This is a genomic window from Halorubrum hochsteinianum (assembly GCF_023702125.1).
Taxonomy (GTDB): domain Archaea; phylum Halobacteriota; class Halobacteria; order Halobacteriales; family Haloferacaceae; genus Halorubrum; species Halorubrum hochsteinianum.
The window spans coordinates 635766-662109 of the sequence record NZ_CP098415.1 but is presented as its reverse complement, the minus strand read 5'-3'; the positions used below and the strand labels follow the sequence as shown (position 1 = coordinate 662109).

25 protein-coding genes are annotated in these 26344 nt (G+C 69.2%); 19 read left to right on the top strand and 6 right to left on the bottom strand.

Going from position 1 to position 26344, the window contains the following annotated elements; genetic code table 11:
* Window position 1 precedes the first annotated feature (1 nt).
* The 3 genes from NAF06_RS03250 (at window position 2) to NAF06_RS03240 (ending at window position 3782) form a co-directional block, all read left to right on the top strand.
* Window positions 2–787: an energy-coupling factor ABC transporter ATP-binding protein gene (locus tag NAF06_RS03250; protein WP_008582046.1), complete on the top strand. Its 786-nt coding sequence runs from the start codon at window positions 2–4 to the stop codon at window positions 785–787.
* On the top strand, window positions 784–1497 hold the full coding sequence (locus tag NAF06_RS03245; RefSeq protein WP_008582044.1) for an energy-coupling factor transporter transmembrane component T family protein: 714 nt from the start codon (window positions 784–786) through the stop codon (window positions 1495–1497). Before NAF06_RS03250 ends, NAF06_RS03245 begins: the two co-directional genes overlap by 4 nt.
* 104 nt (window positions 1498–1601) lie before the next feature.
* A complete protein-coding gene (locus NAF06_RS03240) occupies window positions 1602–3782 on the top strand; it encodes a (Fe-S)-binding protein (RefSeq protein ID WP_008582042.1) in 2181 nt (726 codons plus the stop codon).
* A gap of 46 nt (window positions 3783–3828) precedes the next feature.
* On the opposite strand, the gene NAF06_RS03235 is transcribed toward NAF06_RS03240, so the two are convergent.
* Complete coding sequence (locus NAF06_RS03235; RefSeq protein WP_008582040.1) at window positions 3829–4125, bottom strand: DUF7853 family protein; 297 nt, start codon at window positions 4123–4125, stop codon at window positions 3829–3831.
* Between the two features lie 105 nt (window positions 4126–4230).
* On the opposite strand from NAF06_RS03235, the gene NAF06_RS03230 reads away from it, so the two are divergent.
* From NAF06_RS03230 to NAF06_RS03195, 8 genes are all read left to right on the top strand, one after another.
* A complete protein-coding gene (locus NAF06_RS03230) occupies window positions 4231–4866 on the top strand; it encodes an IS6 family transposase (protein WP_251106181.1) in 636 nt (211 codons plus the stop codon).
* A 186-nt stretch (window positions 4867–5052) separates the two neighbouring features.
* Window positions 5053–6066, top strand: a complete 1014-nt coding sequence (locus NAF06_RS03225) for a PstS family phosphate ABC transporter substrate-binding protein (RefSeq protein WP_008582017.1) — start codon at window positions 5053–5055, stop codon at window positions 6064–6066.
* 56 nt (window positions 6067–6122) lie between these two features.
* Window positions 6123–7097 carry a phosphate ABC transporter permease subunit PstC gene (gene pstC / locus NAF06_RS03220; protein WP_049908603.1) on the top strand — a complete coding sequence of 325 codons (975 nt, stop codon included), beginning with the start codon at window positions 6123–6125 and terminating at the stop codon, window positions 7095–7097.
* Window positions 7097–8863: a phosphate ABC transporter permease PstA gene (gene pstA, locus NAF06_RS03215; protein WP_251106180.1), complete on the top strand. Its 1767-nt coding sequence runs from the start codon at window positions 7097–7099 to the stop codon at window positions 8861–8863. Before pstC ends, pstA begins: the two co-directional genes overlap by 1 nt.
* A gap of 2 nt (window positions 8864–8865) precedes the next feature.
* The gene (gene pstB, locus NAF06_RS03210) at window positions 8866–9702 is read left to right on the top strand and encodes a phosphate ABC transporter ATP-binding protein PstB (RefSeq protein WP_049908602.1); all 837 of its coding nucleotides are present in this window, start codon (window positions 8866–8868) and stop codon (window positions 9700–9702) included.
* Window positions 9703–10419 (top strand): phosphate signaling complex PhoU family protein, encoded by a 717-nt coding sequence (locus NAF06_RS03205; protein ID WP_008582012.1) that lies wholly within the window; start codon window positions 9703–9705, stop codon window positions 10417–10419.
* A gap of 69 nt (window positions 10420–10488) precedes the next feature.
* Window positions 10489–10965, top strand: a complete 477-nt coding sequence (locus NAF06_RS03200; protein WP_008582011.1) for an arsenate-mycothiol transferase ArsC — start codon at window positions 10489–10491, stop codon at window positions 10963–10965.
* Between the two features lie 40 nt (window positions 10966–11005).
* Window positions 11006–12058, top strand: a complete 1053-nt coding sequence (locus NAF06_RS03195) for a sodium:calcium antiporter (protein ID WP_008582009.1) — start codon at window positions 11006–11008, stop codon at window positions 12056–12058.
* A 45-nt stretch (window positions 12059–12103) separates the two neighbouring features.
* On the opposite strand, the gene NAF06_RS03190 is transcribed toward NAF06_RS03195, so the two are convergent.
* Window positions 12104–13033, bottom strand: a complete 930-nt coding sequence (locus NAF06_RS03190; RefSeq protein WP_008582007.1) for a VOC family protein — start codon at window positions 13031–13033, stop codon at window positions 12104–12106.
* A 141-nt stretch (window positions 13034–13174) separates the two neighbouring features.
* On the opposite strand from NAF06_RS03190, the gene NAF06_RS03185 reads away from it, so the two are divergent.
* The 4 genes from NAF06_RS03185 (at window position 13175) to NAF06_RS03170 (ending at window position 16687) form a co-directional block, all read left to right on the top strand.
* On the top strand, window positions 13175–13594 hold the full coding sequence (locus NAF06_RS03185) for a cobalamin B12-binding domain-containing protein (protein WP_008582005.1): 420 nt from the start codon (window positions 13175–13177) through the stop codon (window positions 13592–13594).
* The gene (gene meaB / locus NAF06_RS03180; protein ID WP_008582004.1) at window positions 13595–14779 is read left to right on the top strand and encodes a methylmalonyl Co-A mutase-associated GTPase MeaB; all 1185 of its coding nucleotides are present in this window, start codon (window positions 13595–13597) and stop codon (window positions 14777–14779) included.
* An 80-nt stretch (window positions 14780–14859) separates the two neighbouring features.
* Window positions 14860–15813 carry an alpha/beta fold hydrolase gene (locus NAF06_RS03175; protein WP_008582002.1) on the top strand — a complete coding sequence of 318 codons (954 nt, stop codon included), beginning with the start codon at window positions 14860–14862 and terminating at the stop codon, window positions 15811–15813.
* A gap of 109 nt (window positions 15814–15922) precedes the next feature.
* Window positions 15923–16687, top strand: coding sequence for a response regulator (locus tag NAF06_RS03170; protein WP_008581999.1), 765 nt, complete (start codon window positions 15923–15925; stop codon window positions 16685–16687).
* Window positions 16688–16717: 30 nt separating this feature from the next.
* Here NAF06_RS03170 and NAF06_RS03165 read toward each other — a convergent pair whose 3' ends face one another.
* On the bottom strand, window positions 16718–17236 hold the full coding sequence (locus NAF06_RS03165) for a DUF4442 domain-containing protein (protein ID WP_008581996.1): 519 nt from the start codon (window positions 17234–17236) through the stop codon (window positions 16718–16720).
* Window positions 17237–17782: 546 nt separating this feature from the next.
* On the opposite strand from NAF06_RS03165, the gene ncsA reads away from it, so the two are divergent.
* Window positions 17783–18778 carry a tRNA 2-thiolation protein NcsA gene (gene ncsA, locus NAF06_RS03160; RefSeq protein WP_008581994.1) on the top strand — a complete coding sequence of 332 codons (996 nt, stop codon included), beginning with the start codon at window positions 17783–17785 and terminating at the stop codon, window positions 18776–18778.
* Window positions 18779–18848: 70 nt separating this feature from the next.
* On the opposite strand, the gene ftsZ is transcribed toward ncsA, so the two are convergent.
* From ftsZ to NAF06_RS03145, 3 genes are all read right to left on the bottom strand, one after another.
* Window positions 18849–20084: a cell division protein FtsZ gene (ftsZ, locus tag NAF06_RS03155; protein ID WP_008581992.1), complete on the bottom strand. Its 1236-nt coding sequence runs from the start codon at window positions 20082–20084 to the stop codon at window positions 18849–18851.
* A gap of 4 nt (window positions 20085–20088) precedes the next feature.
* A complete protein-coding gene (locus NAF06_RS03150; RefSeq protein WP_004595187.1) occupies window positions 20089–20268 on the bottom strand; it encodes a ribbon-helix-helix domain-containing protein in 180 nt (59 codons plus the stop codon).
* A 211-nt stretch (window positions 20269–20479) separates the two neighbouring features.
* Window positions 20480–21091 carry a double zinc ribbon domain-containing protein gene (locus NAF06_RS03145; RefSeq protein WP_008581990.1) on the bottom strand — a complete coding sequence of 204 codons (612 nt, stop codon included), beginning with the start codon at window positions 21089–21091 and terminating at the stop codon, window positions 20480–20482.
* 157 nt (window positions 21092–21248) lie between these two features.
* On the opposite strand from NAF06_RS03145, the gene NAF06_RS03140 reads away from it, so the two are divergent.
* Genes NAF06_RS03140 through NAF06_RS03130 form a run of 3 tightly spaced genes read left to right on the top strand, consistent with a single transcriptional unit; the run spans window position 21249 to window position 26301 of the window.
* A complete protein-coding gene (locus NAF06_RS03140; protein ID WP_008581988.1) occupies window positions 21249–21713 on the top strand; it encodes a DUF7518 family protein in 465 nt (154 codons plus the stop codon).
* Between the two features lie 18 nt (window positions 21714–21731).
* Window positions 21732–25316 (top strand): chromosome segregation protein SMC, encoded by a 3585-nt coding sequence (gene smc, locus NAF06_RS03135; RefSeq protein ID WP_008581985.1) that lies wholly within the window; start codon window positions 21732–21734, stop codon window positions 25314–25316.
* A complete protein-coding gene (locus NAF06_RS03130) occupies window positions 25309–26301 on the top strand; it encodes a segregation and condensation protein A (RefSeq protein ID WP_008581983.1) in 993 nt (330 codons plus the stop codon). Before smc ends, NAF06_RS03130 begins: the two co-directional genes overlap by 8 nt.
* Window positions 26302–26344 lie beyond the last annotated feature (43 nt).

The following is a 26344-nucleotide window of genomic DNA, read 5'->3' as shown; positions in this document are numbered from 1 at the left end:
CGTGATCGACGTCGACGGCCTCACCGTGCGGTACGGCGGCGGCGGCCCGGGTGCGGAGGGCGACCCCGACTCCGGCGTCGTCGCCGTCGACGACGTCTCGCTGTCGCTTCCCGACGGCGAGTTCGTCGCGATCGCGGGCGCGAACGGCTCCGGCAAGACGACGCTCGTGCGGACGTTCAACGGGCTCGTCGACCCCGACGAGGGCGCGGTCGCGGTCAACGGGACCCCGGTCGCGGACGACGCCCTCGCCGCCCGAACCGCGGTCGGCATGGTCTTTCAGGACCCCCGCGACCAGATCGTCTCAGCGACCGTCGGCGGCGACGTCGCGTTCGGGCCGGAGAACCTCGGACTCGACCGCGCCGAGATCGACCGCCGCGTCGACGCCGCGCTCGACGCCGTGAACATGCGAGGCCGCGGGGACGACCGGATCGCGTCGCTGTCGGGCGGCGAGCGCGAGCGCGTCGCGATCGCGGGCGCGCTGGCGATGGAGCCGGACCACCTCGTGCTCGACGAGCCGTTCACCGGACTCGACGAGCCCGCACGGCGGTCCGTCGTGGCTCGGCTCCGCGACCTCCGCGCCGACGGCGTCGGGGTCGTCGTCGTCACCCACGACCTGCGCGACGTGCTCGCGCTCGCGGACCGCGTCGTCGGCCTCGCCGACGGGCGGGTCGCCGTCGACGCGCCCCCAGAGCGCGCGGTCGCCGACCTCCCCGGCCTCGACGTGCGGGTGCCGGCCGCCTTCGAGGCGGGGCAGGACCCGTCGCCGGGACGGACGGAGCCGCCGTGACCCTCTCGTACGTCCCCGACGACGCGTTCGCGCACCGGCTCGACCCCCGGTCGAAGCTCCTCGTTCAGGTCGCCTTCGCGGTCGTCGCGTACGCGTACACCGCCCCTCGCGGACTCGCCGTCCTCACGCTCGTGGCGGCCGGCTGCCTCGCGCTCGCCGGGGGCGGGCCGCGGGACCTCTGGGCGTATCGGTTCGCGCTCCCCTTCCTGCTCGTCGCGCCCCTCGTCGCGGGCGCGACCCCCGGCGACCCGTGGTTCGACCTCGGCGACGCGGCCGCGACCGGGCTGGCGAGCTACCGCGTCCTGCTGATACTCGTCGTCGCGGCCGCGTACGTCCGCTCGACGCCGGTCCGGGAGTCGCGCGCGGCGGTCCAGCGGACGGTCCCGGGAAAGCCGGGGCAGTTCCTCGGGGTCGGCGTCGCCCTCGTGTTCCGGTTCCTGCCCCTGCTGAAGCGAGACCTGCTGTCCGCGCGCGAGGCGATGCGGGCCCGCGGCGGCGGCGAGCGACCGCTCCGCGACCGGATGCGGATCGTCGCCGTCGCGGGGATAAACCGGGCGTTCGGGCGCGCCGACCGCCTCGGAACGGCGCTCGTCGCCCGGTGTTTCGCGTGGAACCCGACGCTCCCGCGGCTGGCGTTCCGCCGCGTCGACGCCCCGGCGCTCGCGCTCGCGGCCGCCCTGCTCGCGGCCGCGCTCCTGCGGGTCGCGTGAGCCGACCGCCGTCGCCGGCGCGGCGTCCCGAAACCGCGTGAACGCCGAGCGACGAACTCCGCGTTGTGGCAAGTTTTAACCCGACCGTATCCCGGTGATCGATCATGACTCCCCTACAGGCGGCCACCCGCGAGACCTTCTGGACGGTCGGTCCGGTCGGGAAGGCCGCGTTCTACTGGCTCGCCGCGGTCGCGGTCCTGGTGTTCCTCTACGGCGTCTACGCGCGCTTTGCCGCGTACGCCCGCGGGAGCGCGGACCCGCGCGATCGGCTCTCGAACCTCCCCGGTCGGGCCGTCGCCGCGACGAAGACGGTCCTCTCGAACGAGAACCAGTTCGACGGGGACCTGTACGCCGGCGTGATGCACACGTTCGTCCTCTGGGGCTTCCTCGTCTTGCTCGTCGCGACGACCATCCTCGGGATCGACATCGACCTCTACCGCCCGCTCACGGGCGAGTCGTTCTGGGTCGGCGACTTCTATCTGGCCTACCAGTTCGCCGTCGACGCGTTCGGCCTGCTGTTCGTCGTCGGCGTCGGCATGGCCGGCTACCGGCGCTACCGGAGCCGCGAGGGGCGGCTCTGGGGCAAACACACCTCGCTGGAGGACGACGCGTTCCTCTGGACCCTGTTCCTGCTCGGCGTCGGCGGCTTCCTCGTCGAGGGCGTGAGCATGGTCGGCCAGCCGGGGCGGGCGACCGAGACGGTGAGCTTCGTCGGGATGGCGCTCGCCACCGGGCTGCAGGCGGCGGGGCTCACGGCGGCGGGCGCGGAGGCCGTCTACGGCGTCCTCTGGTGGAGCCACTCGCTGCTGGCGTTCGCGTTCGTCGCGTGGATCCCGTACGCGAAGCCGTTCCACATGATCTCCTCGTTCGCCAACGTCGTCGTCCGCGACGAGAAGGCGGGCGCGCGGCTCCCGAACGTCCCCGCGGACCTCGATCACACCAACGCGGAGTCGCTGGAGGACTTCACGTGGAAGGAGCTGCTCGACGGCGACGCCTGTACGAAGTGCGGCCGCTGTACCGACGCCTGCCCCGCCGACACGGTCGGCCGCAACCTCGACCCGCGGAACGTCATCCTCGACCTGAAGGCGTACCGCGAGTCCGTCAGCGACGATCCGGTGGCCGGAGCGGGCGGTGGGAACGGCCCGATCGCGACCGACGGCGGGGTCGCGAGCGCAGATGGCGGAACCGTCCCCATCGTCGCCGACGAGGGCGGCGTGATCGACGCCGAGTCGATGGAGTCGTGTATGTCCTGTATGGCGTGTATGGACGCCTGCCCGGTCGACATCGAACACCTCACCTCCTTCACGAAGATGAACCGCCAGCTCGTCGACGAGGGGGCGGTCGACTCGAACCTCCAGGACGTGTTTCAGGACGTGATGGGGAAGGGGAACACCTTCGGCGAGTCGCAGTCGGCTCGGGGCGACTGGGCGGACGAGCTGGACGACTCCGTCGACGTGCCCGACGCCCGCGAGGAGTCGGTCGAGTACCTCTGGTACGTCGGCGACTACCCGAGCTTCGACGACCGAAACAAGAAGGTCGCCCGCGCGCTCGCCCGACTGTTCGACGAGGCGGACGTGTCCTTCGGCATCCTGTTCGACGACGAGAAGACGGACGGCAACGACATCCGCCGGATCGGCGAGGAGTTCCTCTACCTCGAACTCGCCGGGCACCACGTCGAGACCTTCGCGGACTGCGAGTTCGAGAATATCGTCTGTACCGACCCGCACTCGTACAACACGATCAAAAACGAGTACCCCGAGGTCGACTTCGCGGAGTTCGCCGACGACCCGATGATGCCGTTCGACCGCGAGGAGCCGTGGAACCCGGACGGAGAGGTCGACGTGTTCCACTGGACGCAGGTCGTCGAGGGGCTCGTCGACGACGGCCGGCTCGACCTGTCGGGCGACGAGCTCGACTACACCGTCACCTACCACGACCCCTGTCACCTCGGCCGGTACAACGACGAGTACGAGGCCCCCCGCGAGCTGATCCGCGCGACGGGCGCGGAGCTGTACGAAATGCCGCGCTCGCGCGACGACTCGTTCTGCTGCGGCGGGGGCGGCGGCGGGCTCTGGACCGAACACGACGAGGCGGTGAAACCGAGCGAGGAACGGCTCCGCGAGGCGGTCGAGGACACCGACGCGGGCGCGGCGATAGAGAAGTTCGTCGTCGCCTGCCCGATGTGTACGACGATGTTCGAGGACGGTCGCAAGACCGGAGACTTCGAGGACGACGTGGAGATCGTCGACGTGGCGGAGCTGCTGATCGAGGCCGTCGAGGCGTAACGGGACCGTTCCGGCTCCGTGCCGCGGTGTCGACGCCGTTCGGGGCTCAGGCCCGCCGCGACTGCGCGTCCGCCGCGTCGTCGGTGCGCCGCAACAGCGCCCGTCCGGGGGCGCGGTCGCGGACCGGCGCGTCGCCGAGGTAGTCGACGAGCGCGTCGCGGAGCACGGCGACGCCCTCGCCGTCGAGCGGCTCGCCGCGCTCGATCGATTCGAGCGGCCCGCGGTACGGCTCGGCGTCCTCGGTCGCGTTCCGCGCGGCGTCGAGCAGCGCCGCGTGAGCCACCCACGCCTCCTCTCGGGAGGTCGTCGGTGCCGGCGGCCCGTCGGTCGTGGGAGGGACCATTCGTCCGGTGTCTCCCGGTACGGGGACTTAAAACCACGTCCCGGTTCCCGGGGCGGTGTTCAGATAAGGTTTGAAAGGTGAGGCGGTGCGTTTTCAAAGTGATCTATGCCCGAAAACGACCGCCTCAGCGGCTGTTTAGACGAGATCAACTTAGAGTCTGTGGAGCGAGAGGCAACACCGAAACTGTTGATGAAGCTCAGTATTCAGCTCCATTTGTCTGGACTGTCGCTTTCGAATACTGTTTCATTTCTTGAGGTATTTGGTGTTGATCGAGTTCGATCCACCGTTCATAACTGGGTACACAAAGCCGATCTACAGCCGGAAGCTGGTCGGAGCCCGAATCACGTTGCGGTTGACGAGACTGTGATTCAGCTCGATGATGAACAATACTGGCTGTACGCTGCTGTCGATCCTCAGTCAAACGATTTGCTACATACAAAGCTTGAGCCAACAAGAACGAACGTGATCGCAGATCAGTTCTTCACGGAACTCCGCGACAAACACGACGTAGATGACGCGATCTTTCTCGTTGATGGTGCGGTTCCACTCCACCGAGCTTGTGACAAACACGGCCTCGATTTCAGATACGAACGACATGGAAATCGAAACAGCGTCGAACGTGTTTTTCGTGAGATAAAACGCAGAACTACCAGTTTCTCAAACTGTTTTAGCAACGCCAAAGCAGAAACAGCAAACGAGTGGCTCAGATCGTTCGCCTTCGCATGGAATCAGCTTATCTGAACACTGCCGGTTCCCGGTCGGGTTCGACGCGGTGAGACGCCGACGTGCTCGCCTCGCCGGCCACGGCCGGTAATCTATGTAGCTCTATATAGCGTACCGAGCCAAACGTAGCCGTACCCTGCCGTACCCGCGACCCCGTACTCCTCATAGCATACTACTTAACCGGAACTCGCCCACGAACAGGTGATGGCTTCCAGCCACGACGCGGACACTACGGGAATCACCCGGCGGAAATCGCTCGCGGCGCTCGCCGGCGCGGGGGCGCTCGGACTCGCGGGCTGTACCCAGAGTTCGGACGGCGGAGACGGCTCCGACGGCGGAGACGGCTCCGACGGCGAACTCTCGGGCCCGATCAACATCGCGGGATCGAGCACGGTGTTCCCGCTGATGAGCGCGGTCATGGAGGACTTCGCCGCGCAGCATCCGGACGTCGACCCCGACATCAGCTCGACCGGGTCCGGCGGCGGCTTCTCGAACTTCTTCTGTACGGGCGACACGGACTTCAACAACGCGAGCCGCCCGATCCAGCCGGAAGAGGAGGAGCTCTGCGCGGAGAACGGCGTCGAGTACGTCGAACTCGTCGCGGCCACCGACGCGCTCACGGTCGTCGTCAACCCCGACGCCGACTGGATCGACTCGCTCACGACCGATGAGCTCGCGCAGATCTGGCGGTCCGACGCCGCCGAGACGTGGGACGAGGTCCGCGACGAGTTCCCGAACGAGGAGATCGAGCGGTTCGGCGCGGCCGACACCTCCGGCACGTACGACTACTTCATCGAGGCGATCCTCGGCGAGGAGGGTCACACTAGCGACTACCAGGCGACCGAACAGGACAACACGATCGCGCAGGGGGTTGCCGGCGACGAGTACGCAATCGGCTACTTCGGGTTCGCGTACTACTTCCAGAACCCCGACCAGCTGAAGGCGCTGGGCATTGACGACGGCGACGGTCCCGTCGAGCCGAGCCTCGAAACGGCGTCTTCCGGCGAGTACACGCCGCTTTCTCGGCCGCTTTTCACCTACCCGTCGATCGAGTCGCTGGGCGAGGAACACATCGCGGAGTTCGCCCGGTACTTCGTCGAGCAGACGACCAACGAGGACCTCGTGGCCGGCGACGTGGGCTACGTCCCGGCCACCGAGGAGACGCAGGAGGAGCAGATGGGGATCCTCGAAGACGCGATCGAGCAGGCGCAGGGCTGAGCCGGCGCGATGAACCGGTGTATTGATTTACGACTGCGTGCGATACCCCACCGTTCGTGACTGACAGCACAGAGAGTCCCGATCTGAGCCGCCAGAGCGGACTCACACGACTGAAAGAGGGAACTTACGGCGGGCTGTTCGCGGCGTGCGCGGTGATCACCCTGCTCACGACGGCCGCGATCTTCGCCACGCTCCTGTCGGACGCGGTGGTGTTCTTCCGGGCGACGCCGATACCCGAATTCCTCACCGGCACCAACTGGAGTCCGAACCCGGCCGGCGGCGGGCAGGCGTTCGGTATCGTCCCGCTGTTGATCGGGACGATCACGGTGACGGTCACGGCGGCGTTCATCTCCCTGCCGATCGGAACGCTGACCGCCATCTACCTCAGCGAGTACGCGACGCCGAACGCCCGATCGATACTGAAACCCCTACTCGAGATCCTCGCCGGTGTGCCCACCGTGGTGTACGGGTACTTCGCGTTGGTGTACATCACGCCGGTGCTGAAGGCCACCATATTCCCCGAGATGAGCACGTTCAACGCCCTGTCGGCCTCGATCATGGTCGGCATCATGACCATCCCGATGGTGTCGTCGATCTCCGAGGACGCCATGAGCGCCGTCCCCGACGAACTGCGGCAGGCCGGCTACGGGCTCGGCGCGACCAAGTTCGAGGTGTCGACCGGGATCGTCGTTCCGGCGTCGATCTCCGGGATCGCCTCGTCGTACATCCTCGCCGTGTCCCGCGCCGTCGGCGAGACGATGATCGTCGTCGTCGCGATGGGCGCACAGGCGCGGATGCCGGCGGTCCGGGAGGCCGCGTTCGGCATCCCGTTCATCAACCCCGCCGACGTCCTCTTGGAATCCGGAATGACGATCACCGTCGCGATGGTCCAGATCACCGGCGGCGACCTCACCGGCGGCACGCTCCCGTACAACTCCATGTTCGCGCTCGGTCTCGCGCTGTTCGTAGTGACTCTCGTAATGAACGTGATAAGCGACATCATCGCGGAACGCTACCGGGAGGAGTACTGATGGCGACCGACAACGCGAACGCGGACGGATTCGGCGAGGTGAGCCGGGTCCGCGGGCTCGTCTTCGAGTACCTCTCGCTCGGCGCGAGCGTGTTCGGACTCGTCGCGCTCGGCGTCCTCCTCGTGTACGTCGCGATCGACGCCTTCGACCTGGCGAACGCCAGCCCCGAGTGGCTGCTGACCTACTTCGTCACGCTCGTCGTCCCGTTCCTCGCGTTCTGCCTGTACAGCGCGGACGACCCCGAGGTCACGCGCCGAGCGCTCGGGGCGCTCGGCGGCGGCCTCGTCGCCGTCGCCGTCGTCTTCACCGCGATAGAGACGCTCCTCGTGCCGATCCCGCGGCTCAACTGGCAGCTCGCGTACCTCTTCGTCGTCGCCGCGCCGGTCGCCGCGTACCTCGCGTACGTCGGGAGCGGCGGTCGGCCGGGGGCCGTCGGCTTCGGCCTCCTCGGTCGGCTCGTCGGCGGCGCTGCGCTCGGTCTCGCGGTCGGCACCCTCTTTCTGGTGTTCGACTCACTCGTCTGGTTCCTCGCGTACACGTTCGGCGTCCTCCCCGCCGTCGGGCTGTACGCGTACGGCCGGGTCCGCGAAGCGTCGCGGGCGCGGACCGCCGCGCTTCCGGTCGGGGTCCTCGGGCTGATCGCCGCGGTATTCCTCCGCGACGTGATCCCCACGTACCCGTCTGACCTCCTCATCTACCTCTGGACGATCGCCATCCCGATCGCGGTCGCCGGGTGGCTCGTCGTCGCCGACCGAAGCGGTCGAACCGTCGCGGCGGTCGCCGCCGGGCTCCCGCTCGCGGTTGCGACCGCCGGCGGCTTCTGGGCGGCCGGCACGGGACTGCCGGCACCGACCGTCCTCCTCGTCCTCGTCACGACCGGCGTGCCGACGGCGGTGTACGTCTCCCGCGTCGTCGACGTGGGCGAGGGCGTCGTCGGACTCGGGCTCCCGTTCCTCATCGCCGGCGGCGTCGTCGTCGGGGCGCTGGTCGTCGAGGCGTGGGGCGTCCCCGCGCCGGACCCGTGGCTCGACCCCGGATTCGTCACGGAGGCACCGTCGCGGACGCCCGCGAACGCCGGCCTGTATCCGGCCATCGTCGGCTCGGTGATAATCATCGCGCTCGTCGCGGTGCTGTCGTTCCTCCTCGGGGTCGGCACGTCGGTCTTCCTCGAAGAGTACACGCCGGGGACCGGACCGATCGGCACGCTGACGCGGATCCTTCAGGTCAACATCGCGAACCTCGCGGCGGTCCCGTCGGTGGTGTACGGACTCCTCGGGCTGGGGCTGTTCGCGAACCTCCTCGGACTCGGCATCGGGACGGCGGTAACGGCCGCGTTGACGCTCTCGCTCCTCATCCTGCCGATCACGATCATCTCCGCGCAGGAGGCGATCCGGTCGGTGCCGGACGACCTCCGTCGGGGGTCGGACGCGATGGGAGCGACGCGCTGGCAGACGACGAAGAACGTCGTCCTGCCCGAGGCGATGCCGGGGATCCTCACCGGGACCATCCTCGCGCTCGGTCGGGCGATCGGTGAGACCGCGCCGCTCATCATGATCGGCGCGGCGACGACCGTCTTCAACCCGCCGAGCAGCCTCTTCAGCCGGTTCAGCGCCATGCCGATGCAGATCTACACGTGGGCCGGGTTCCCGCAGGCCGACTTCCGGTACGGCGTCGTCGCCGCAGGCGTTATCACGCTGCTTATCATCCTCGTCGGCATGAACGGGACGGCCATCCTACTGCGGAACCGCGCGGAGCGCGGGAGCTAACAATGAGCAACACCACATCGGACGACTCGCTGATCACGACGGAGGTACAGGCGGACTCGAACGACGACCGCGCGCCCATCAACGAGGCCGGCACCGCGGTCGCCGCCCGGGACCTGAACGTCTACTACGGCGACGAACAGGCGATAAACGACGTGACGATGGAGATCCCCGAAAAGCGCGTGACGGCGCTCATCGGGCCCTCCGGCTGCGGCAAGTCGACGTTCCTCCGCACGATCAACCGGATGAACGACATGATCGACATCTGCCGCGTCGAGGGCGACGTGGAGTTCGGCGGGAAGAACGTGTACGACCCCGACGTCGACCCGGTCGCCCTGCGTCGGAAGATCGGGATGGTGTTCCAGAAGCCGAACCCGTTCCCGAAGTCGATCCGCGACAACGTCGCGTACGGCCTGAAGATACAGGGGTTCGACGGCGACGTCGACGCCCGCGTCGAGGAGTCGCTGAAGGGGGCCGCCCTGTGGGACGAGGTGAAAGACCAGCTTCACTCCTCGGGGCTGGAGCTGTCGGGCGGGCAACAACAGCGGCTCTGTATCGCCCGCGCCATCGCGCCCGACCCGGAAGTAATCTTGATGGACGAGCCGACCTCGGCGCTCGACCCCGTCGCGGCCTCGAAGATCGAGGACCTGATCGACGATCTGGCCGAGGAGTACACCGTCATCATCGTCACGCACAACATGCAGCAGGCGGCGCGGATCTCCGACCGGACGGCGGTGTTCCTCACCGGCGGCGAACTGGTCGAGTACGACGACACCGCGAAGATATTCGAGGACCCCGAGGAGCAGCGCGTTGAGGACTACATCACGGGGAAGTTCGGATAGATGCCCCGCGAGAACTACCGGGAGCGGCTCGACGACCTCCGGGACGGCGTGGTCGGGATGGGCGACACCGTCTGCGACCGCCTCGACGACGCGGTCGAGGCGGCGGTCTCCGGCGACGACGACCTCGCCCGCTCGGTGATCGAGGGCGACCACGAGGTCAACGAGACGTACCTCGCCCTGGAGGACGAGTGTACGGAGCTGTTGGCGCTTCAACAGCCCGTGGCGGGCGACCTGCGGCTCGTCGCCGCCTCCTTCAAGATCATCACGGACCTCGAACGGGTCGCCGACCTCGCGACGAACCTCGCGGACTACGGTGGCCCCGAGGGCGGCGTCCACCCGGCGGTGGACGTGCGCCGGCTCGGCGAGGCGGCCCGCGAGATGGTGGCGGACGCGGTCGCCGCCTACGCGGCCCGCGACCCGGACGCCTGCCGCGACATCGCCGCCCGCAACGACGACTTCGACGAGCGCTGCCGCCGCGCGAGCGAGGCCGTCGTCCGCGAGCTGTTGGAGGCCGACCGCGCCCGCACCGAGGCGCGGGACGCCGACGGCGACGCGGACGGCGGCGCGACCGACGACGAGGCGCTCGAAGCCTCGCTCGACGAGGTGTCGCAGGCGCTGCTCGCCGTGCGCGACCTCGAACGGATCGCCGACCACGCGGTCAACATCGCGGCGCGGACCCTGTACATGGTCGAGAACGACGACGAGCTGATCTACTGAGACGGCGGCAGCGCGGGCGGCGCGGTATCCGGCGGCGGACGCGACCCGCGAACGCGACACCCACACGACATGACCTCTACTGACACCGCGGACGACGAGACGGCCACCGACGAGACGGACACCGACGAAACGACCGTGCTCACGTTCATGTGCGTCCGAAACGCCGGCCGCAGCCAGATGGCGACGGCGTTCGCGGAGCGCGAGCGCGACCGCCGCGGGCTCGGCGACCGCGTCGAGATCCGGACCGGCGGGACCGACCCCGCCGACAGCGTTCACGACGTCGTCGTCGAGGCGCTCTCGGAGGCCGGTCTCGACGCGAACGGCCGGACGCCGCGGTCGATCTCCGACGCGGCGCTCGTCGAGTCCGACTTCGTCGCGACGATGGGCTGTTCGACGCTCGAGTTAGAGACCGTCGACACCGACGACTGGGCCCTCGACGACCCCGGCGAGCGGCCGATCGAGGACGTCCGCGAGATCCGCGACGAGATCGAGCGCCGCGTGATCGCGGTCTTCGACGACCGGTTCGGCGCTCGAACCGACGCCTGACTCCGGAAGCGATAATCGCCTCCGGACGCAGTAACGACACGTGACGGTACTACAGGAACTGATCGGGGACCAGTCGCTCGTCGTGTGGATCGTGTTGGGCGCGATCGGGTTCCTGCTGACCTGGAAGGGAGCGAACGTCATCGAGTCGACGACCTCGAAGATCAGCGACCACTTCGGCGTCTCGCAGGCCATCCAAGGTGGACTCATCGTCGCGGCCGCGACGTCGTTTCCCGAACTCGCGATCATCCTCATCTCGGTACTCGTCCTCGGTGACTTCGGCGTCGGTGCCGGCGCGCTCATCGGGACGGCGGTGTTCAATATCTTGGTCATCCCGGCCGCCGTCTCCATCACGAGCGGCGACACGACGACGACGCAGGGGATCGTCTACCGCGACGCCATCTTCTACATGGTCGCCGTCCTCGCCCTCTTCGGCGTGATCGCGATCGGCGTCCTCGGGACCGACGGGCGGGAGATCGCGCGGATAACCCCCCAGATGGGCGTCGGCCTGCTGGTGTTGTACGGCGTGTACGTCATCCTCCTCGCCGGCGGCAAGAGCGGCGCGTCGGACCTGAAGCGGACCGAATCGACGAACCTCCCGAAACAGGCCGGGCTGTTCGCGGCCGGGCTGGTCGTCGTGCTCGTCGGCGTCGAGTCGATGGTCACGATGACGGTACAGATCTCCGAGGCGCTCGGTGCGCCGTCGTTCCTCGTCTCCGTGACGGTGCTGTCGGCGATGAGTTCCTTCCCCGACCTCCTCGTCGGCGTGAAGATGGGCGAGGCCGGCGACAAGCGGGCGGCGGTCGCGAACGTCTTCGGGACGAACACGTTCAACCTCGTTGCGGCGCTCCCAATCGGCGTCATCCTCGCCGGTGGTGTCTCGATCGGCTTCCTCACCTCCGTGCCCCTCCTCTTGTTCCTGTTTTACACTACCCTCGTCGTGGTGGTGATGGCCGCGACGGACTTCGAGATCACCACCGAGGAGGGGTACGTCTTCCTCGCGATGTACCTCGCCTTCATCGGCTGGATGACGACTGAGGCGCTGGGCGTCACCTCGCTGCTGACCGAGTCGACGCTCCGGACGATCGTCGGGTGACGGTCCCGTCGCTCGGGGCGCTCCGAGAACGCCCGCGGCGGTCAGCTACTCCGTCCGGACCCGGACCTCGATCCCGTCGGCGTCGGTGACCGCGATCCCGTCGTCGCGCTCGTCGACGGTGAATCCGATCTCGCTCTCGCCCGCGACCGCGTCGAGTCGGGCTCGCACCGCGCCCAGCGCGCCCTCGTCGGGGACGACCACCTCGAACCACGCGAGCCCGCGCCCCGCGGCCGGGTCGGTCCGCCCCCGCCACGTGTTCGCGCCGAGGTGATGGTGGTAGCCGCCGGCCGCGACGAACCGCACGTCCGGGCCGCTCGTCCCGACCTCGAAGCCGAGTCCGTCGACGTAGACCGCCTCGAACGCCGACAGCGAAGTCACTTCGAGGTGGACGTGACCCACGTCGGTGCCGGGGGGTGCGCGGTCGACGGGGTCCGCGGAGGCGGCCTCGCCCGCCTCCGCTCCGCCGCCTGCGGCCGCGACGACCCCCTCGACGTCGGGCGGTTCGGTCCCCATCCGCACCCCGCCGCCCTCGTCGACCGGCCACTCCTCGCGGGGGCGGTCGCGGTATATCTCCACGCCGTTGCCCTCGGGGTCGTCGAGGTACAGCGCCTCGCTGACGAGGTGGTCCGAGGCACCGTCGAGCCGCCACCGCTCCCGCACGCGCCCCAGCGCCTCGCCGAGCGCCGCGCGAGACGGGACCCGGAACGCGGCGTGGAAGAGACCGGCGTCGGTCCGGCTCCGCGCCGGGCGGTCGGCGTCGCGTCTCAGGACGAGCAGCGGGGTTCCGTCGACCCCGAGCGTCGCGCGCTCGGCGGTGCGGTCGAGGACCGCGAGGCCGACCACGTCCCGGTAGAACGCGGCCGTCTCGTCGAGGTCCGCGACCCGGAGCGCGGCGCGGCCGACGCGCGTCCCCGCGGGGAGTCGGTCGGCGTCGTCGCTCGCGGCGGTGCCGGCGTCGTCGCGGTCGGCGCTCATCGGGCCGACTACGGTCGCCCGCGCGTTCAACGCGTCGGTCCCGGCGTCGGCCGCGGAGGGGGTCCGGCGACCGCGGCGCTCCCGCCCGAACCTTCCCCATCGTCCGTTAGAATCAAGCGGACACGCGACACAGAGTGGGGCATGAGCGCCGAACAGCAGGAACGGGCCGTCCGGTGTCTGGTCGCGAAGGTCGGCCTCGACGGCCACGATCGGGGCGCACACGTGATCGCGCGGGCGTTCCGCGACGCCGGCTTCGAGGTCGTCTACTCCGGGCTCCACCGCGCGCCGGACGACATCGTTCAGGCGGCGGTGCAAGAGGACGTCGACGTGCTCGGCATCTCGATCCTCTCCGGGGCGCACAACACGCTCGTCCCGAAGGTCATCGAGGGGCTCAAGCAGTACGACGCGTTCGACGACACGCTCGTTCTGGTCGGCGGGATCATCCCGGACGAGGACGAGGCCGACCTGAAGGAACTGGGCGTCGCAGAGGTGTTCGGACCCGGGACGCCGATGGAGGAGACGATCGAGTTCATCCGGAACAACGTCCCGGAGCGCGCGTAGATGGACGGGTCGGACGAACCCGCGCTCGGGGACGCGCCGACGCTCTCGGCGGCCGACGCCGCCCTCGTCGACGACCTGCTCGACGGGAGCCACCGCGCGCTCGCCCGCGTGATCACGAAGATAGAGAACCGCACGCCCGGGTACCGCGCGATCGTCTCCGCGCTCCACGAACACACCGGCGGCGCGGACGTCGTCGGGATCACCGGCTCGCCGGGAGCGGGGAAGTCGACGCTGGTCGACAAGCTGGCGGCCGCCTACCGCGACCGTGGCGACACCGTCGGCGTGATCGCGGTCGACCCCTCCTCGCCGTACACCGGCGGGGCCGTCCTCGGCGACCGGATCCGGATGGGGTCGAACGTCGGCGACATGGACGTGTTCTTCCGGTCGATGAGCGCGCGCGGCCAGCTCGGCGGTCTCTCGACCGCGACCGCTGACGCCGTGAAGGCGCTCGACGCCTTCGGGAAGGACGTGGTGATCTTAGAGACCGTCGGGGCCGGACAGAACGAGGTCGACGTGGTCCGCACGGCCGACACGGTCGCGGTGCTGGTCCAGCCCGGCTCCGGCGACGACGTACAGACGCTGAAGGCCGGCATCCTGGAGATCGGCGACGTGTTCGTCGTCAACAAGGCCGACATGGACGGCGCACAGCGGACCGTCGCCGAGCTGGAGGAGATGGTCCACCGCCGCGAGGGCGGGACGACCGGCCGCGACGCCGGCCACCACGGCGCGGCCTCGATGGCCTCGACGGGCGCGGGCGGCTCCGGGGCGGGCCGCCGCGACGCCGGTCGCGCGGGGAGTTCGGCTGGCGAGGCGGGGGACGCCGCGGGCGTCGCGGACGACGAGGACGGCGAGTCGTGGACGCCGGAGGTGTTAGAGACCGTCGCGAACACCGGTGATGGGGTCGCGACGCTGATCGAGACGTTCGACGCGCACGCGGCGTACCTCCGGGAGTCGGGCGAGATCGCGGCCACCGAGCGGCGTCGGTACGCCGAGGAGATCCGCACCCTCGTGCGGGCGGACGTGGGCGCGCTCGCGACCGACGAGATCGAGCGCCGCGGCGGGATCGACCGGCTCGCCGAGCGCGTCCGCGACCGGGAGACGGACCCGTACGCGGTCGCCGAGGCGATCGTGGGCCCGATCGCGGACTGCGTGGAGGAGACGGGCCGCCGGGAGCGCGACGACTGACCCGGGTCGCCGCGGCGCTCCGCGCTCCGAGCCCGACCGCGTCCCACGGGTATAAGTCGCCAGCGAACCAACAGTTTTCCATGAAGCTCAGGAACCTCCTCGGCAGCGCCGTCCTCGGCGTCGGCGCGCTCGCCGCGCTCAACACCGGCCTCCGGTACGAGGGCGAACTGGAACCCCCGCTCGACGGCGACGACCGGACCTTCCGCTGGCGCGGGATGGACGTCGCGTACACCGAGGCGGGCGACCCGGACGACCCGGACCTCGTCTTACTCCACGGGATCAACGCCGCCGGTTCCTCCGGCGAGTGGCGCGCGGTGTTCGGCGAGTTGGCCGCCAACTACCACGTCGTCGCGCCCGACTTCCCGGGGTACGGCCGCTCCGACCGGCCGCCGCTGCGGTACTCGGCGGCGCTGTACGAGGACTTCGTCCACGACTTCCTCGCCGAGTTCGACGAGCCGGCGGTCGTCGCCTCCTCGCTGTCGGCGGCGTACGCGGTCGCGGCCGTGGACGGCGGCGACGCGGAGGGCGGCGTCGACCTGCGCGGGTTCCTCGCGGTCTGTCCGACCGCGACCGCGGGACCGAGTCCGGCGAAGGGGTGGCTGCGCGAACTGCTGCGCGCCCCGCTCGTCGGGCAGGCGCTGTTCAACGGCATCACGTCGAAGCCGTCGATCCGCTACTTCAACGCGGACCACGGCTACGACGACCCCGCGAACCCGAGCGCGGAGTGGACCGACTACGAGTGGCGCACGACCCACGTCGAGAACGCGCGGTTCGCGCCCGCATCGTTCGTCTCGGGGAGCCTGAACAGCGAGGTCGACCTCGCCGCCGCGCTCGCCGAGTTGGACGTCCCGCCGACCATCGTCTGGGGTCGCGAGGCGACGGTGAGCCCGCTCACCGACGGGCGCGAACTCGCCGACGCCGCCGACGCGCGCCTCGTCGTCTTCGACCGGGCGCGCCTGCTCCCGCACGTCGAACACCCCGACCGCTTCGTCGAGACGGTCGAGGAGGCGCTCGCGGCGGGCGCGGCGGCGTAGAACTCCCGGTCGGATCGCCGTTCCCGCTCTTTCAACCCCCGACCCGTCCGGTTCTCATCGCTGAAGATCGGGCGGACACGAATATAAACGGCCTCCTCGGACGGTGCCCATGACCAGCGAGACGCACCGCGTCCTGTGCGTCGACGACGAGCCCGGACTCGCGCGGCTCGTCGCGACGCGCCTCGAACGCGACGACGACCTCGACTGCGAGACCGCCGTCGAAACGCGCCCCGAAGACGCGCTCCGTCGCATCGAACGCGAGTCGTTCGACTGCGTCGTCAGCGACTACGACATGCCGCGCCTGACCGGCGTCGAACTGCTCTCCGCGGCCCGCGAGGTCGACCCGGACCTCCCGTTCCTCCTGTTCTCCGCGACCGGTCCGGCCGACATCGCGACCGAGATGGTCCGCGCCGGCGTCAGCGACTACGTCTCGAAGCGGGGCGGCGCGGACGGCTACACCGCGCTGTTGCGCCGCGTCAAGCGGGTCGCCGCCGGGGAGGGCGGCGGCTTCGGGACCGAGGGCGTCGACGGCCCGACCGCGGCGGCCGTGACGCTCGACGGGATCTGTACGGTGGCTCCCGACGGCACCTTCGAGTTCGTCGGCGACGAGTACGGCGCGCTGTACGGGTACGACCCAGAGGAGTTGGAGGGCGAACCGTGGCAGCGCCTCCACCCCGACTCGGCGGTCGAACACCTCGAGACGAACGTCATTCCGGCCGTGACGGGCGGGGAGCGGTGGACCGGGACCAGCACGGGAGTCAGGGCCGACGGCAGCCGGTTCGCCGAGTCCAAGATGGTGAGCGCGACGGCGGACGACCGGCTGCTAATCTCGGTGTCGCCGCTCGACTCGGTCCGTCAGGTCGCGGACGACTGACTGTCCCGGAGCCTGACGAACGCGCCCGGCTCACTCGTCGCGGCGCACGTACAGCGTCTTCTCGCAGGCCGCGTGGACGGTTCCCTCGGCGTCGACGAGCGAGACGAGGTACTCGCGGTCGGTCGACTCGCCGGGGTCGAGCGTCTCGCGGAGGGTCTCCGTCTCGGTCGTCGGGAGCTCGAACTCGGCGTACAGCGTGTCGCGGCCGGGTTCGATGAACTCCAGCGCGGCTGACTTGTCCCACACGGTGTACCGGTCGCCGAGGACCCGGCGGAGCATCATCATGTACACCGGGTCGATCGCGCCGTAGATGCTGCCGCCGAATATCGTCCCGACCGCGTTCCGGGTGCGCCAGTTCAGCGGCAGTCGGATTCGGACGTAGCGCCAGTCGGCGGCGATGTGGTCGACGCGCGCCCCCGTGCCGCGGTACGCGGGCAGGAGGTTGAACCCGTAGCGCCAGAGCCGCGTCCGGCGGCTCTCGGCCGGCGGGTCCTCGCGCAGGGGTCGCGGGTCCGGGTCGCGGTCGACCCCGGTCGGGGAATCGCTCACGGCGATCCGCGGCGGGCCGGCGACAAACCGGTGTCGGAACCGGTGACAACGCGCCCCAGGTTGTCGGTGTCTTACATCGCTCCACGCGGTCTCGACGGCGCGTGCCTGCGAGCGGTCGCCCGCGGCGACCGTGAGCAGCACGCGCGAGGGAGTCGCTGGCCCCGGAGCGAAGCGGAGGGTGCCAGCGACGAGGCTGGGGAGGTGCGAGGTGCTGTGCGGGGCGGGACTCGAAGGGGCAGCCGGGAGGACGAAGACGCGAGACGCAAGGACCGCAAGGAGCGAGTGAAACGAGCGACTGAGGACCGCAGCGAGCGCATCGAGTCCTCCCGGCTGGGGCTTCGGCGGTGTCGGTCACAACGTGGATTTCGTCGTAGCGAGCGTCTGGGGCTTCCGCGGTCCTGTTCGAGGACACAGTCACGTATCGCAGGGTAATCGCTGGTTCAACCGCGTTTACACCGGTATCAGCTTTGCCGCTCCCAACTACTGTTCGTACGCACTCATCTCGGCCCGAAACGGGTATCCCCGCGCGACCGCAACCCGACACCGATGGAGTGCGACAAGTGCGGGAGCGACGCCGTCCACCACGCCGCCTACTCCGGGGCGCACCTCTGTGGCCACCACCTCCGGGAGTCGGTCGAGAAGCGCGTGAAGCGTCGGGTCCGCGAGGACGGGCTCCTCGACCCGGACGCGACCCCGGACGACCCCGACCGCTGGGTGATCGGGCTCTCCGGCGGGAAAGACAGCGTCGCCCTGACGCAGATCCTCGACGACGTGTTCGGGCGCGACCCCCGCGTGGAGATGCTCGCCCTCACCATCCACGAGGGGATCGAGGGGTACCGCGACGAGAGCGTCGACGCCTGCGTCGAACTCGCGGACGACCTCTCGATGCGTCACGAACTCGTCTCCTACGAGGAGGAGTTCGGCGTCCGGATGGACGACGTCGTCGAGGACGACCCCGAGAACATGGCCGCCTGCGCGTACTGCGGCGTGTTCCGCCGGGACCTCCTCGAAAAATACGCCGCCGAGTTCGACGCCGACAAGCTGCTCACCGGTCACAACCTCGACGACGAGGCCCAGACCGCGCTGATGAACTTCCTCGAAGGCGACGTGCGACAGGTGGCGAAACACTTCGACGCCTCGCTCGGCCCCTTCGAGGAGCGGGAGGCCACCGACGCGTTCGTCCCGCGCGCGAAGCCGCTCCGCGACGTGCCCGAAAAGGAGATCGCCTTGTACTGTCACGTCCGCGACCTCCCCACGCACATGGCCGAGTGCCCGCACGCCGAGGAGGCGTACCGCGGCGAGATCCAGTCGACGATCCACGCCCTCGAAGAGAACCACCCCGGCGCGCGCCACTCGATCATGGCCGGCTACGAGGAGCTGTCCGCGCTCGCCGCCGAGGCGTACCGCGGCGACGGCACGGACGACGACGGGAGCGACGCCCACGACTCGCCCGCCCTCCGCGAGTGCGAGCGCTGCGGCTCGCAGACGAGCCGCGACGTCTGCCGGAAGTGCCGGCTGCTGGAGTCGATCGAGGCCGTCTGACCGAACTGGCTGGAAAAAACGGACCGCGGACCGCGTCGAAACGGCGTTTTGCCGTCGGTGATCCGGGGATTCAGCGAATGACGTCGAGGCCGTTGTTCTTCTCGACGGGCTCGTTGCCGCCGTCGGACTCCCACGCGCTGCGCTCGGTGCCGCCCGAGACCGCCGCGTCGCCCCTGTTGCCGCCGGGGTTCGCGGCCTCGTTCGCCTCGGCCGCACGCTGGCGGGAGTCGCCGAGGTCCTCGCCGTTGACCGCGGCGCGCGACTTGTCGGCCTGCTTCTGGGTGGAGGGGCCGAGCACCTGCGCGCTCTGGACGCCCGTCATGATCGCCATGACGCGCACCTTGCCCTTGTACTCCTCCTGAATGCGAGCGCCCCAGATCACGTTGGCGCTCGCCTCCAGCCGCTCGGTGATGTTGTTCGCGATCCCCTCGGCCTCCTTCAGCGTGAGGTCCGGGCCGCCCGTGATGTGGACGAGGCCGCCGGAGGCTCCGCGGTAGTCGACGTCCAAGAGCGGGTGGTTCATCGCGTCGTTGACCACCTCTTGGGTCTTGTTCTTGTCTTGGGTCTCGCCGACGAGCATGACCGCCACGCCGCCCTGGTTCATGATCGTCGACATGTCCGCGTAGTCGAGGTTGATCAGGCTCGGCTGGGTGATCGTCTCCGAGATCCCCTTCACCGTCTCCGCGATGATCTGGTCCATCACGGAGAACGCCTTCCCGATCGGCAGGTTCGGGACGTAATCGAGGAGCCGGTTGTTGTCTAAGACGATGATCGAGTCGGCCTCGTTGCGGAGGTCCTCCAGTCCCTCCTCGGCTTTCACCGTGCGGGCGCGCTCGACGTTGAACGGCGTCGAGACCATGCCCACGACGATGGCTCCCTGCTCTTTGGCGATCTTCGAGACGACCGGGGCCGCGCCGGTCCCGGTGCCGCCGCCCATCCCGGCGGTGACGAAGACGAGGTCGGCGTCGCCGAGCACCTCCTTGATCGTCCCCTGAGCCATCTCGGTCGCGCGCTCGCCCATCTTGGGGTCGCCGCCGGCACCGAGCCCCTGCGTGAGCGACTTGCCCACGAGGATCTTGGTGTCGGCCTCGATCATCTTGAGGTGCTGTTTGTCCGTGTTGATGGCGACGGTGTCCGCGCCGTCGACGCCGATGTTGTACAGGCGGTTGACCGTGTTGTTGCCGGCACCGCCGGCACCGACGATGACGATCCGGGGGTCCCCGAACTCGTCGTCGTCCATGTCGACGTCCATGTCGCGCTTCTCCGCTTCCGCGTTGTCGAGGGCGTCCTGAACGAGATCTTGCATCAGTTCACACCTTGGCCCAGTTGCGGTTGCGGCCGCGCTCGTCGCGCTCGCCGTCCTGTTCGTTCAACATGTCGCGGACGGCCGACCGGATCGCCTCGCTCCGGTTCGGGAACTCGCCCGTCTCCACCATCTGTTCGACCTCGTCGATCTGCTGTTTCGGGATTCGTAGTGTCACACGCTCCATTGGTATTCCCCCGGTAAGACGGCGATCACGCGACGCGTGTGTCTTACAGCACGTGACCGCCCGAACGCGGGATTTCGACCCGCCCCGGACGCCGTCTGTAAGACGACCGTCTTACGCGGCTCAACTAACCGAGGCTGGGCATATAAAATTACCGCCGGATGTAAGACACTCGCCGAAACGAGCGGTCCGCCGCGTATGACGCCGCGTCCGGCTACCGATCCTTCAGCACGTCCGCGGCCGGGGTCCGGCGGCCGCAGCCGGGGCAGAACGACCAGTCCGTCCGCAGTTCGTCGCCGCACTCGCAGAACGCCCTATGCGACTGTTTCTCCCCGCAGTTCGGGCAGTACACGTGGTCCGACGGCACGTTCTCGCCGCACCCGCCGCAGACGTTCTCGCGCGGCGTCGCTCTCGGGCTCTCGCCCGTCGGACTCTCGTCCGTCTTACGCGCCGTCGGCTCCGCGTCGTCAGCCGTCTCACGCGTCACACTAACCTCCTCCTCGCTTTCGTCCGGTCCCGCGTTCGGCACGTCGAGCGTGACGTTCACGTTGATGTCGCCGGCGTTACCCGGAGCCGACCGCGGCACCGCGGCACCGGCCGGGGGCCCGAGGCGCTCGTCGAGCGCGGCGTCGAGTCGCTCCGCGATCAGTTCGTCCACGAGGTCCGCGAGGGCGTCGTCGACGCCGCCGGTCGGCGCGTCGGACGCCGCCTCCTCCCCGTCGAGGTACGTCCGGAGGGCCTCCCGCATCACCTCGCTCTTCGAGGCGTCACACGCTTCCAGCCGGTCGACGAGCCCGTCGTCCGCCCGGAAGGTGATCTTGCTCATACCGACGGATATTCGCGGTCGGTACAAGTATCTTCCCCCGCCGTCTGACACGTTTCACACCGCCGAAACGTCGGGGGCGACGCCCCGAATCGTGCGATCTGATCACACGTGTGTCTGACGCAGATTTATACGCGTCGCGCGAGCATGCGTGTGTATAATGAGTAACCGCGTCGAGGACCTCGAACGGCAGGTCGCGGAGCTACAGGCGGCGGTCAACGGGCTCACCGAAGAGCTCGTCGAGATGAAAGAGCGCGTCCGACAGCTGGAAGACGAGCGCTCGGTCCCGGTGGAGGCGGACGCGGCCGGCGCGGAGGCCGGCTCCGAGAGCGCCGCGACGGAAGCCGCCGCCGAGCCGGCGACCGACGACGCGGCCGAGCAGGTCTCCGGCGGCGAGCGGACGACCCACTCCGACGACCACGTCGACGTCTTCGAGTCCGTCGAGGAGTCGTCCGACGGGGCGTCCGCGGACGACGCGGCGGCGTCGGACGACGGGGACGACGTCATCGTGCCCGAGCAGTCGGCGACGACCCCGGACGCCGAGTCGCGCGCCGACGAGGGCGAGGCGGCGGACGGCGACGACGACGGCGAGTCGAGCGAGGGCGACGACATCATCGTCGCGTAAGCGGTCGCCTCCGACCACATGCACATCACTGAAGTCGTTCTGGACGGGTTCAAGAGCTTCGGGCGGACGACGAGGATCCCCTTTTACGAGGACTTCACGGTCGTCACCGGCCCGAACGGCTCCGGGAAGTCGAACATCATCGACGGGGTGTTGTTCGCGCTCGGGCTGGCGCGCACCCGCGGGATCCGCGCGAAGAAGCTCACCGACCTCATCTACAACCCCGGCCACGACGACGGCGAGGAGTCCGGGGGGCCGAACGAGGCGTCCGTCACGGTCGTGCTCTCCAACGAGGACGGCACGCTCGACCGGTCGCAGGTCGTCTCCGCGGCCGGCACCGAGAACGTCGGCGACGTCTCCGAGATCACGATCAAGCGCCGCGTGAAGGAGACCGAGGACAACTACTACTCGTACTACTACCTCAACGGCCGGTCGGTGAACCTCTCGGACGTCCAGGACCTGCTCGCGGCGGCGGGCGTGACGCCGGAGGGGTACAACGTGGTGATGCAGGGCGACGTGACCGAGATCATCAACATGACCCCCTACCAGCGGCGGGGGATCGTCGACGAGATCGCGGGCGTCGCCGAGTTCGACGAGAAGAAGGAGGCCGCCTACGAGGAGCTGGACACGGTCGAAGACCGGATCGGCGAGGCGGACCTCCGCATCGGCGAGAAGCAGGAGCGGCTCGACCAGCTCGCCGACGAGCGCGAGACCGCCCTCCAGTATCAGGACCTCCGCGAGGAGGTAGAGGAGTACCGCGGGTTCCGGAAGGCCTCCGAACTGGAGGAGAAACGGGAGACGCTCGCGACCGTCGAAGACGACGTCGACGAGGCGGAGGCGGAGCTCGAGGAGCTCCGAACCGAGCTCGACGCCAGACAGGGTAAGCTCACCCGGCTGGAGGAGGACTTAGCGGACCTCAACCACGAGATCGAGACGAAAGGGGAAGACGAGCAGATCGAGATCCGGTCGGAGATCGAGTCGATCAAAGGCGAGATCTCGCGGCTGGAGGACAGGATCGAGTCGGCCGAGTCGCGCGCCGAGTCGGCCGAGAACGACCGGCGACAGGCGTTCGTCCAGATCGACCGCAAGGAGGAGACGATCGAGGAGCTGGAGGCGGAGATCCGCGAGACGAAAGTCGAGAAGGCCTCGGTGAAGTCGGAGCTGGCGACGAAGCGCTCGGAGCTGGCGGACGTGGAGGCCGAGATCGAGGGCGCGGACACGGAGTTCGACGAGCTGAAGGCCGAGCTGTCGGAGAAGAAGGAGGCGATCGAGTCGCTCCGCGAGGAGAAAAACGAGACGCAACGCGAGAAGGACCGGCTGCTCGACGAGGCCCGCCGCCGCTCGAACGCGGTGAGCGAGGCCCGCGAGGAGTTGGAGGAGGCCCGCGCGTCGCTCCCGGAACACAAGGCGCGCATCTCCGAGCTGAAGGGCGAACTGGACAAAGCCGAGAAGAACGAGGCGACCATCGAGGACGCCGTCGCCGACCTGTTCGCCGAGAAGGCGGAGAAGGACGAGCGGCTCGAAGAGATCGAGTCGACGCTCCGCGAGAAGCAGAACGAGTACGCCAAGCTGGAGGCCGCGGCCGACCAGCGCGGCGACGCCTCGTGGCCCCGGGCGGTCACCGAGGTGAAGAACGGCGGCATCGACGGCGTTCACGGCGCGGTCGGGGAGCTCGCGTCGGTCGAGGCCCGGTACGCCGAGGCCTGCGAGACCGCCGCGGGCGGGCGGCTGGCGAACGTCGTCGTCGACGACGACGGCGTCGGCTCGACCTGTATCGACTATCTGAAACAGCGGAACGCGGGGCGGGCGACGTTCCTTCCCATCACGAAGATGGACGACCGGAGCCTGCCGCGGAAGCCCTCGCTGCCGGGGGTCGTCGACTTCGCGCGCAACCTCGTCGACTACGACGCCGAGTACGAGTCGATCTTCTCGTACGTGCTCGGCTCGACGCTCGTCGTCGAGGACATGGCGACCGCCCGGGAGCTGATGGGCGACTACCGGATGGTGACGCTCGACGGCGACCTCGTCGAGAAGTCGGGCGCGATGACCGGCGGCTCCGGCGGCGGCTCCCGCTACTCGTTCACGAAGTCCGGCGGCGGCAAACTGGAGCGGCTCGCGACGGAGATCTCCGACCTCGAAGACGAGCGCCAGTCGGTCCAGTCGGAGATCGACGCGCTCGACGACGACATCGATGACGCCCGCGACCGCAAGGCGGACGCGGCCGAGCGCGTCCGGTCGCTGGAGGCGGATGTCGAGCGCGCCGAGGACGACCTCGCGGAGGCGGAAGCCCGGATCGAGGAGCTGGAGGCGGAACTGGAGGAGCTGGAGGCGGAACGCGAGTCCGTCGACGCGGAGATGACGGAACTCGACGAGGAGCTCGACGGGATCACCGCCGAGATCGACGAGCTACAGGCCGAGATCGACGAGATCGAGGCCGAACTGGCCGACTCGAAGATCCCCGAGCTCTCGGAGCGGGCCGACGAGATCCGCGCCGAGATCGGCGACCTGGAGGACCGGATGGACTCGCTCGACGGCCGGATCAACGAGCTGGAGTTGGAGAAGGGGTACGCCGAGGACGCGCTCGACGACCTCCACGACGACGTCGAGGAGGCGCAGAACGCGAAGGCGGAGGCGGAGGAGGCGGTCCCCGACTACGAGGCCGAAATCGAGGAGAAGGAGGCCGCGCTCGACGAGAAGAAAGAGGCGATCGCCGACCTCGAAGAAGAGCTGACGGAGCTGAAGGAGGAACGCGAGGACCTCCGCGAGGAGATCCGGGAGGCGACCCAGCGCCGCGACGAGCAGCGGTCGCTCGTCTCCGAGGCGGAGACGGACCTGTCGGACCTGACGGACCGCCGCGACCGCTTGGAGTGGGAGATCGACGAGCTGGAGTCGCAGGTCGGCGAGTACGACGCCGCGGAGATCCCCGACCTCGACGAGGTTGAGTCGCGGATCGAGGAGTTAGAGGCGGAGATGGAGGCGCTAGAGCCGGTGAACATGCTCGCGATCGACGAGTACGAGGAGGTCCAGGAGGCGCTCGACGAGCTCCAAGAGCGCCGGGACGTGCTCGTCGAGGAGCGCGACGCCATCGAGGAGCGCATCGAGGGGTACGAGGCGGCGAAAAAGGAGACGTTCATGGAGACGTTCGAGTCGATCAACGACCACTTCGAGGACATCTTCGCCCGGCTCTCGGCCGGGACCGGGGAGCTCGTCTTGGAGAACCCCGAGGACCCGTTCGAGGAGGGGCTGACGATGAAGGCCCAGCCCGCCGACAAGCCGGTCCAGCGGCTCGACGCGATGAGCGGCGGCGAGAAGTCGCTCACCGCCCTCTCCTTTATCTTCGCCGTTCAGCGCCACAACCCCGCGCCGTTCTACGCGCTCGACGAGATCGACGCGTTCCTCGACGCGGTCAACGCCGAGCGCGTCGGCGAGATGATCGAGGAGCTGGCCGAGGAGGCGCAGTTCGTCGTCGTCGGCCACCGCTCGGCGCTGTTGGAGCGCTCCGACCGCGCCATCGGCGTCACGATGCAGGGCGACAACCTCTCGGCGGTGACCGGAATGCGGTTCGGCGACGACGCCGACGAGGGCGAGGTGAGCGCGGATGACTGACGATGGCGTCCCCGACCTCGACCTGACGAGCGAGCGCGACGGGGCCGACCCGTTCGGCGACGACTCGTCTGACGACGACCCGTCCGGTGACGAGGGGTCCGATCCGACCGACGACGCCGTTTCCGGTGCGACCGACGACGCCGTTTCGGGCTCGCCCGTGGCCGGCGTGTCGCCGCCGGACGCGACGGGCGACGACGAGGTCGAGCCCGTCGAACTCCTCGTTCAGCTCGCCGAGGAGGGCGAGATCGAGCCGTGGGACATCGACATCGTCCACGTGACCGACGCCTTCCTGGAGAAGCTCGACGAGACGGACCTCCGGACGACCGGGCGGGCGCTGTTTTACGCCAGCGTCTTACTCCGGATGAAAAGCGACGGCATGCTGGCTGACGACGACGAGGACGAGGAACCCGAGCCGGAGCCGTGGGAGGTCGCGATGGAGGGCGGCGCGCCCGACCCCGCGGACGGCGACTTCGACCCCGTCGACGAGCTGGAGGCCGAGATGGACCGCCGGCTCGAACGGAAGAACACCCGCGGCTCGCCGGAGACGCTCGACGAGCTGGTCCGCGAGCTGCGCGAGGCCGAGCGCGGCTCGTGGTGGAAGGACTCACGCGAGTACGACACCTCGGAGTCGCCGAGCGGCCACGCCCGCGGGACGCAGACGCTCGATTACCACGCGGGCGACGAGTTCCGAGAGGACGGCGAGCCGACCGCGGGCGAGGCGACCGACCGCACCCACGACGAGGACATCGAGGAGGTGATCGCGGAGATCGAGGGGGTCCTCGCGACGCAGTTCGACCGCGGCCGCACCGAGGTGCTGTTCGCGGAGATCGAGGGCGCGGGCGGTCGCCCGTTCATGACGTACCTCGCGCTCCTCTTTATGGCCCACCGCGGCGCGGTGCGGCTCCAGCAGGACGAGCTGTTCGGCGACCTCTGGGTGAAGGACCCGTCGGCGGTCGCGGCCGACACCGAGGCCGTCGCGGACTGACAGGATTCGACGCGCTCTTATCTCCGCTCTCCGTCGGGGCGGG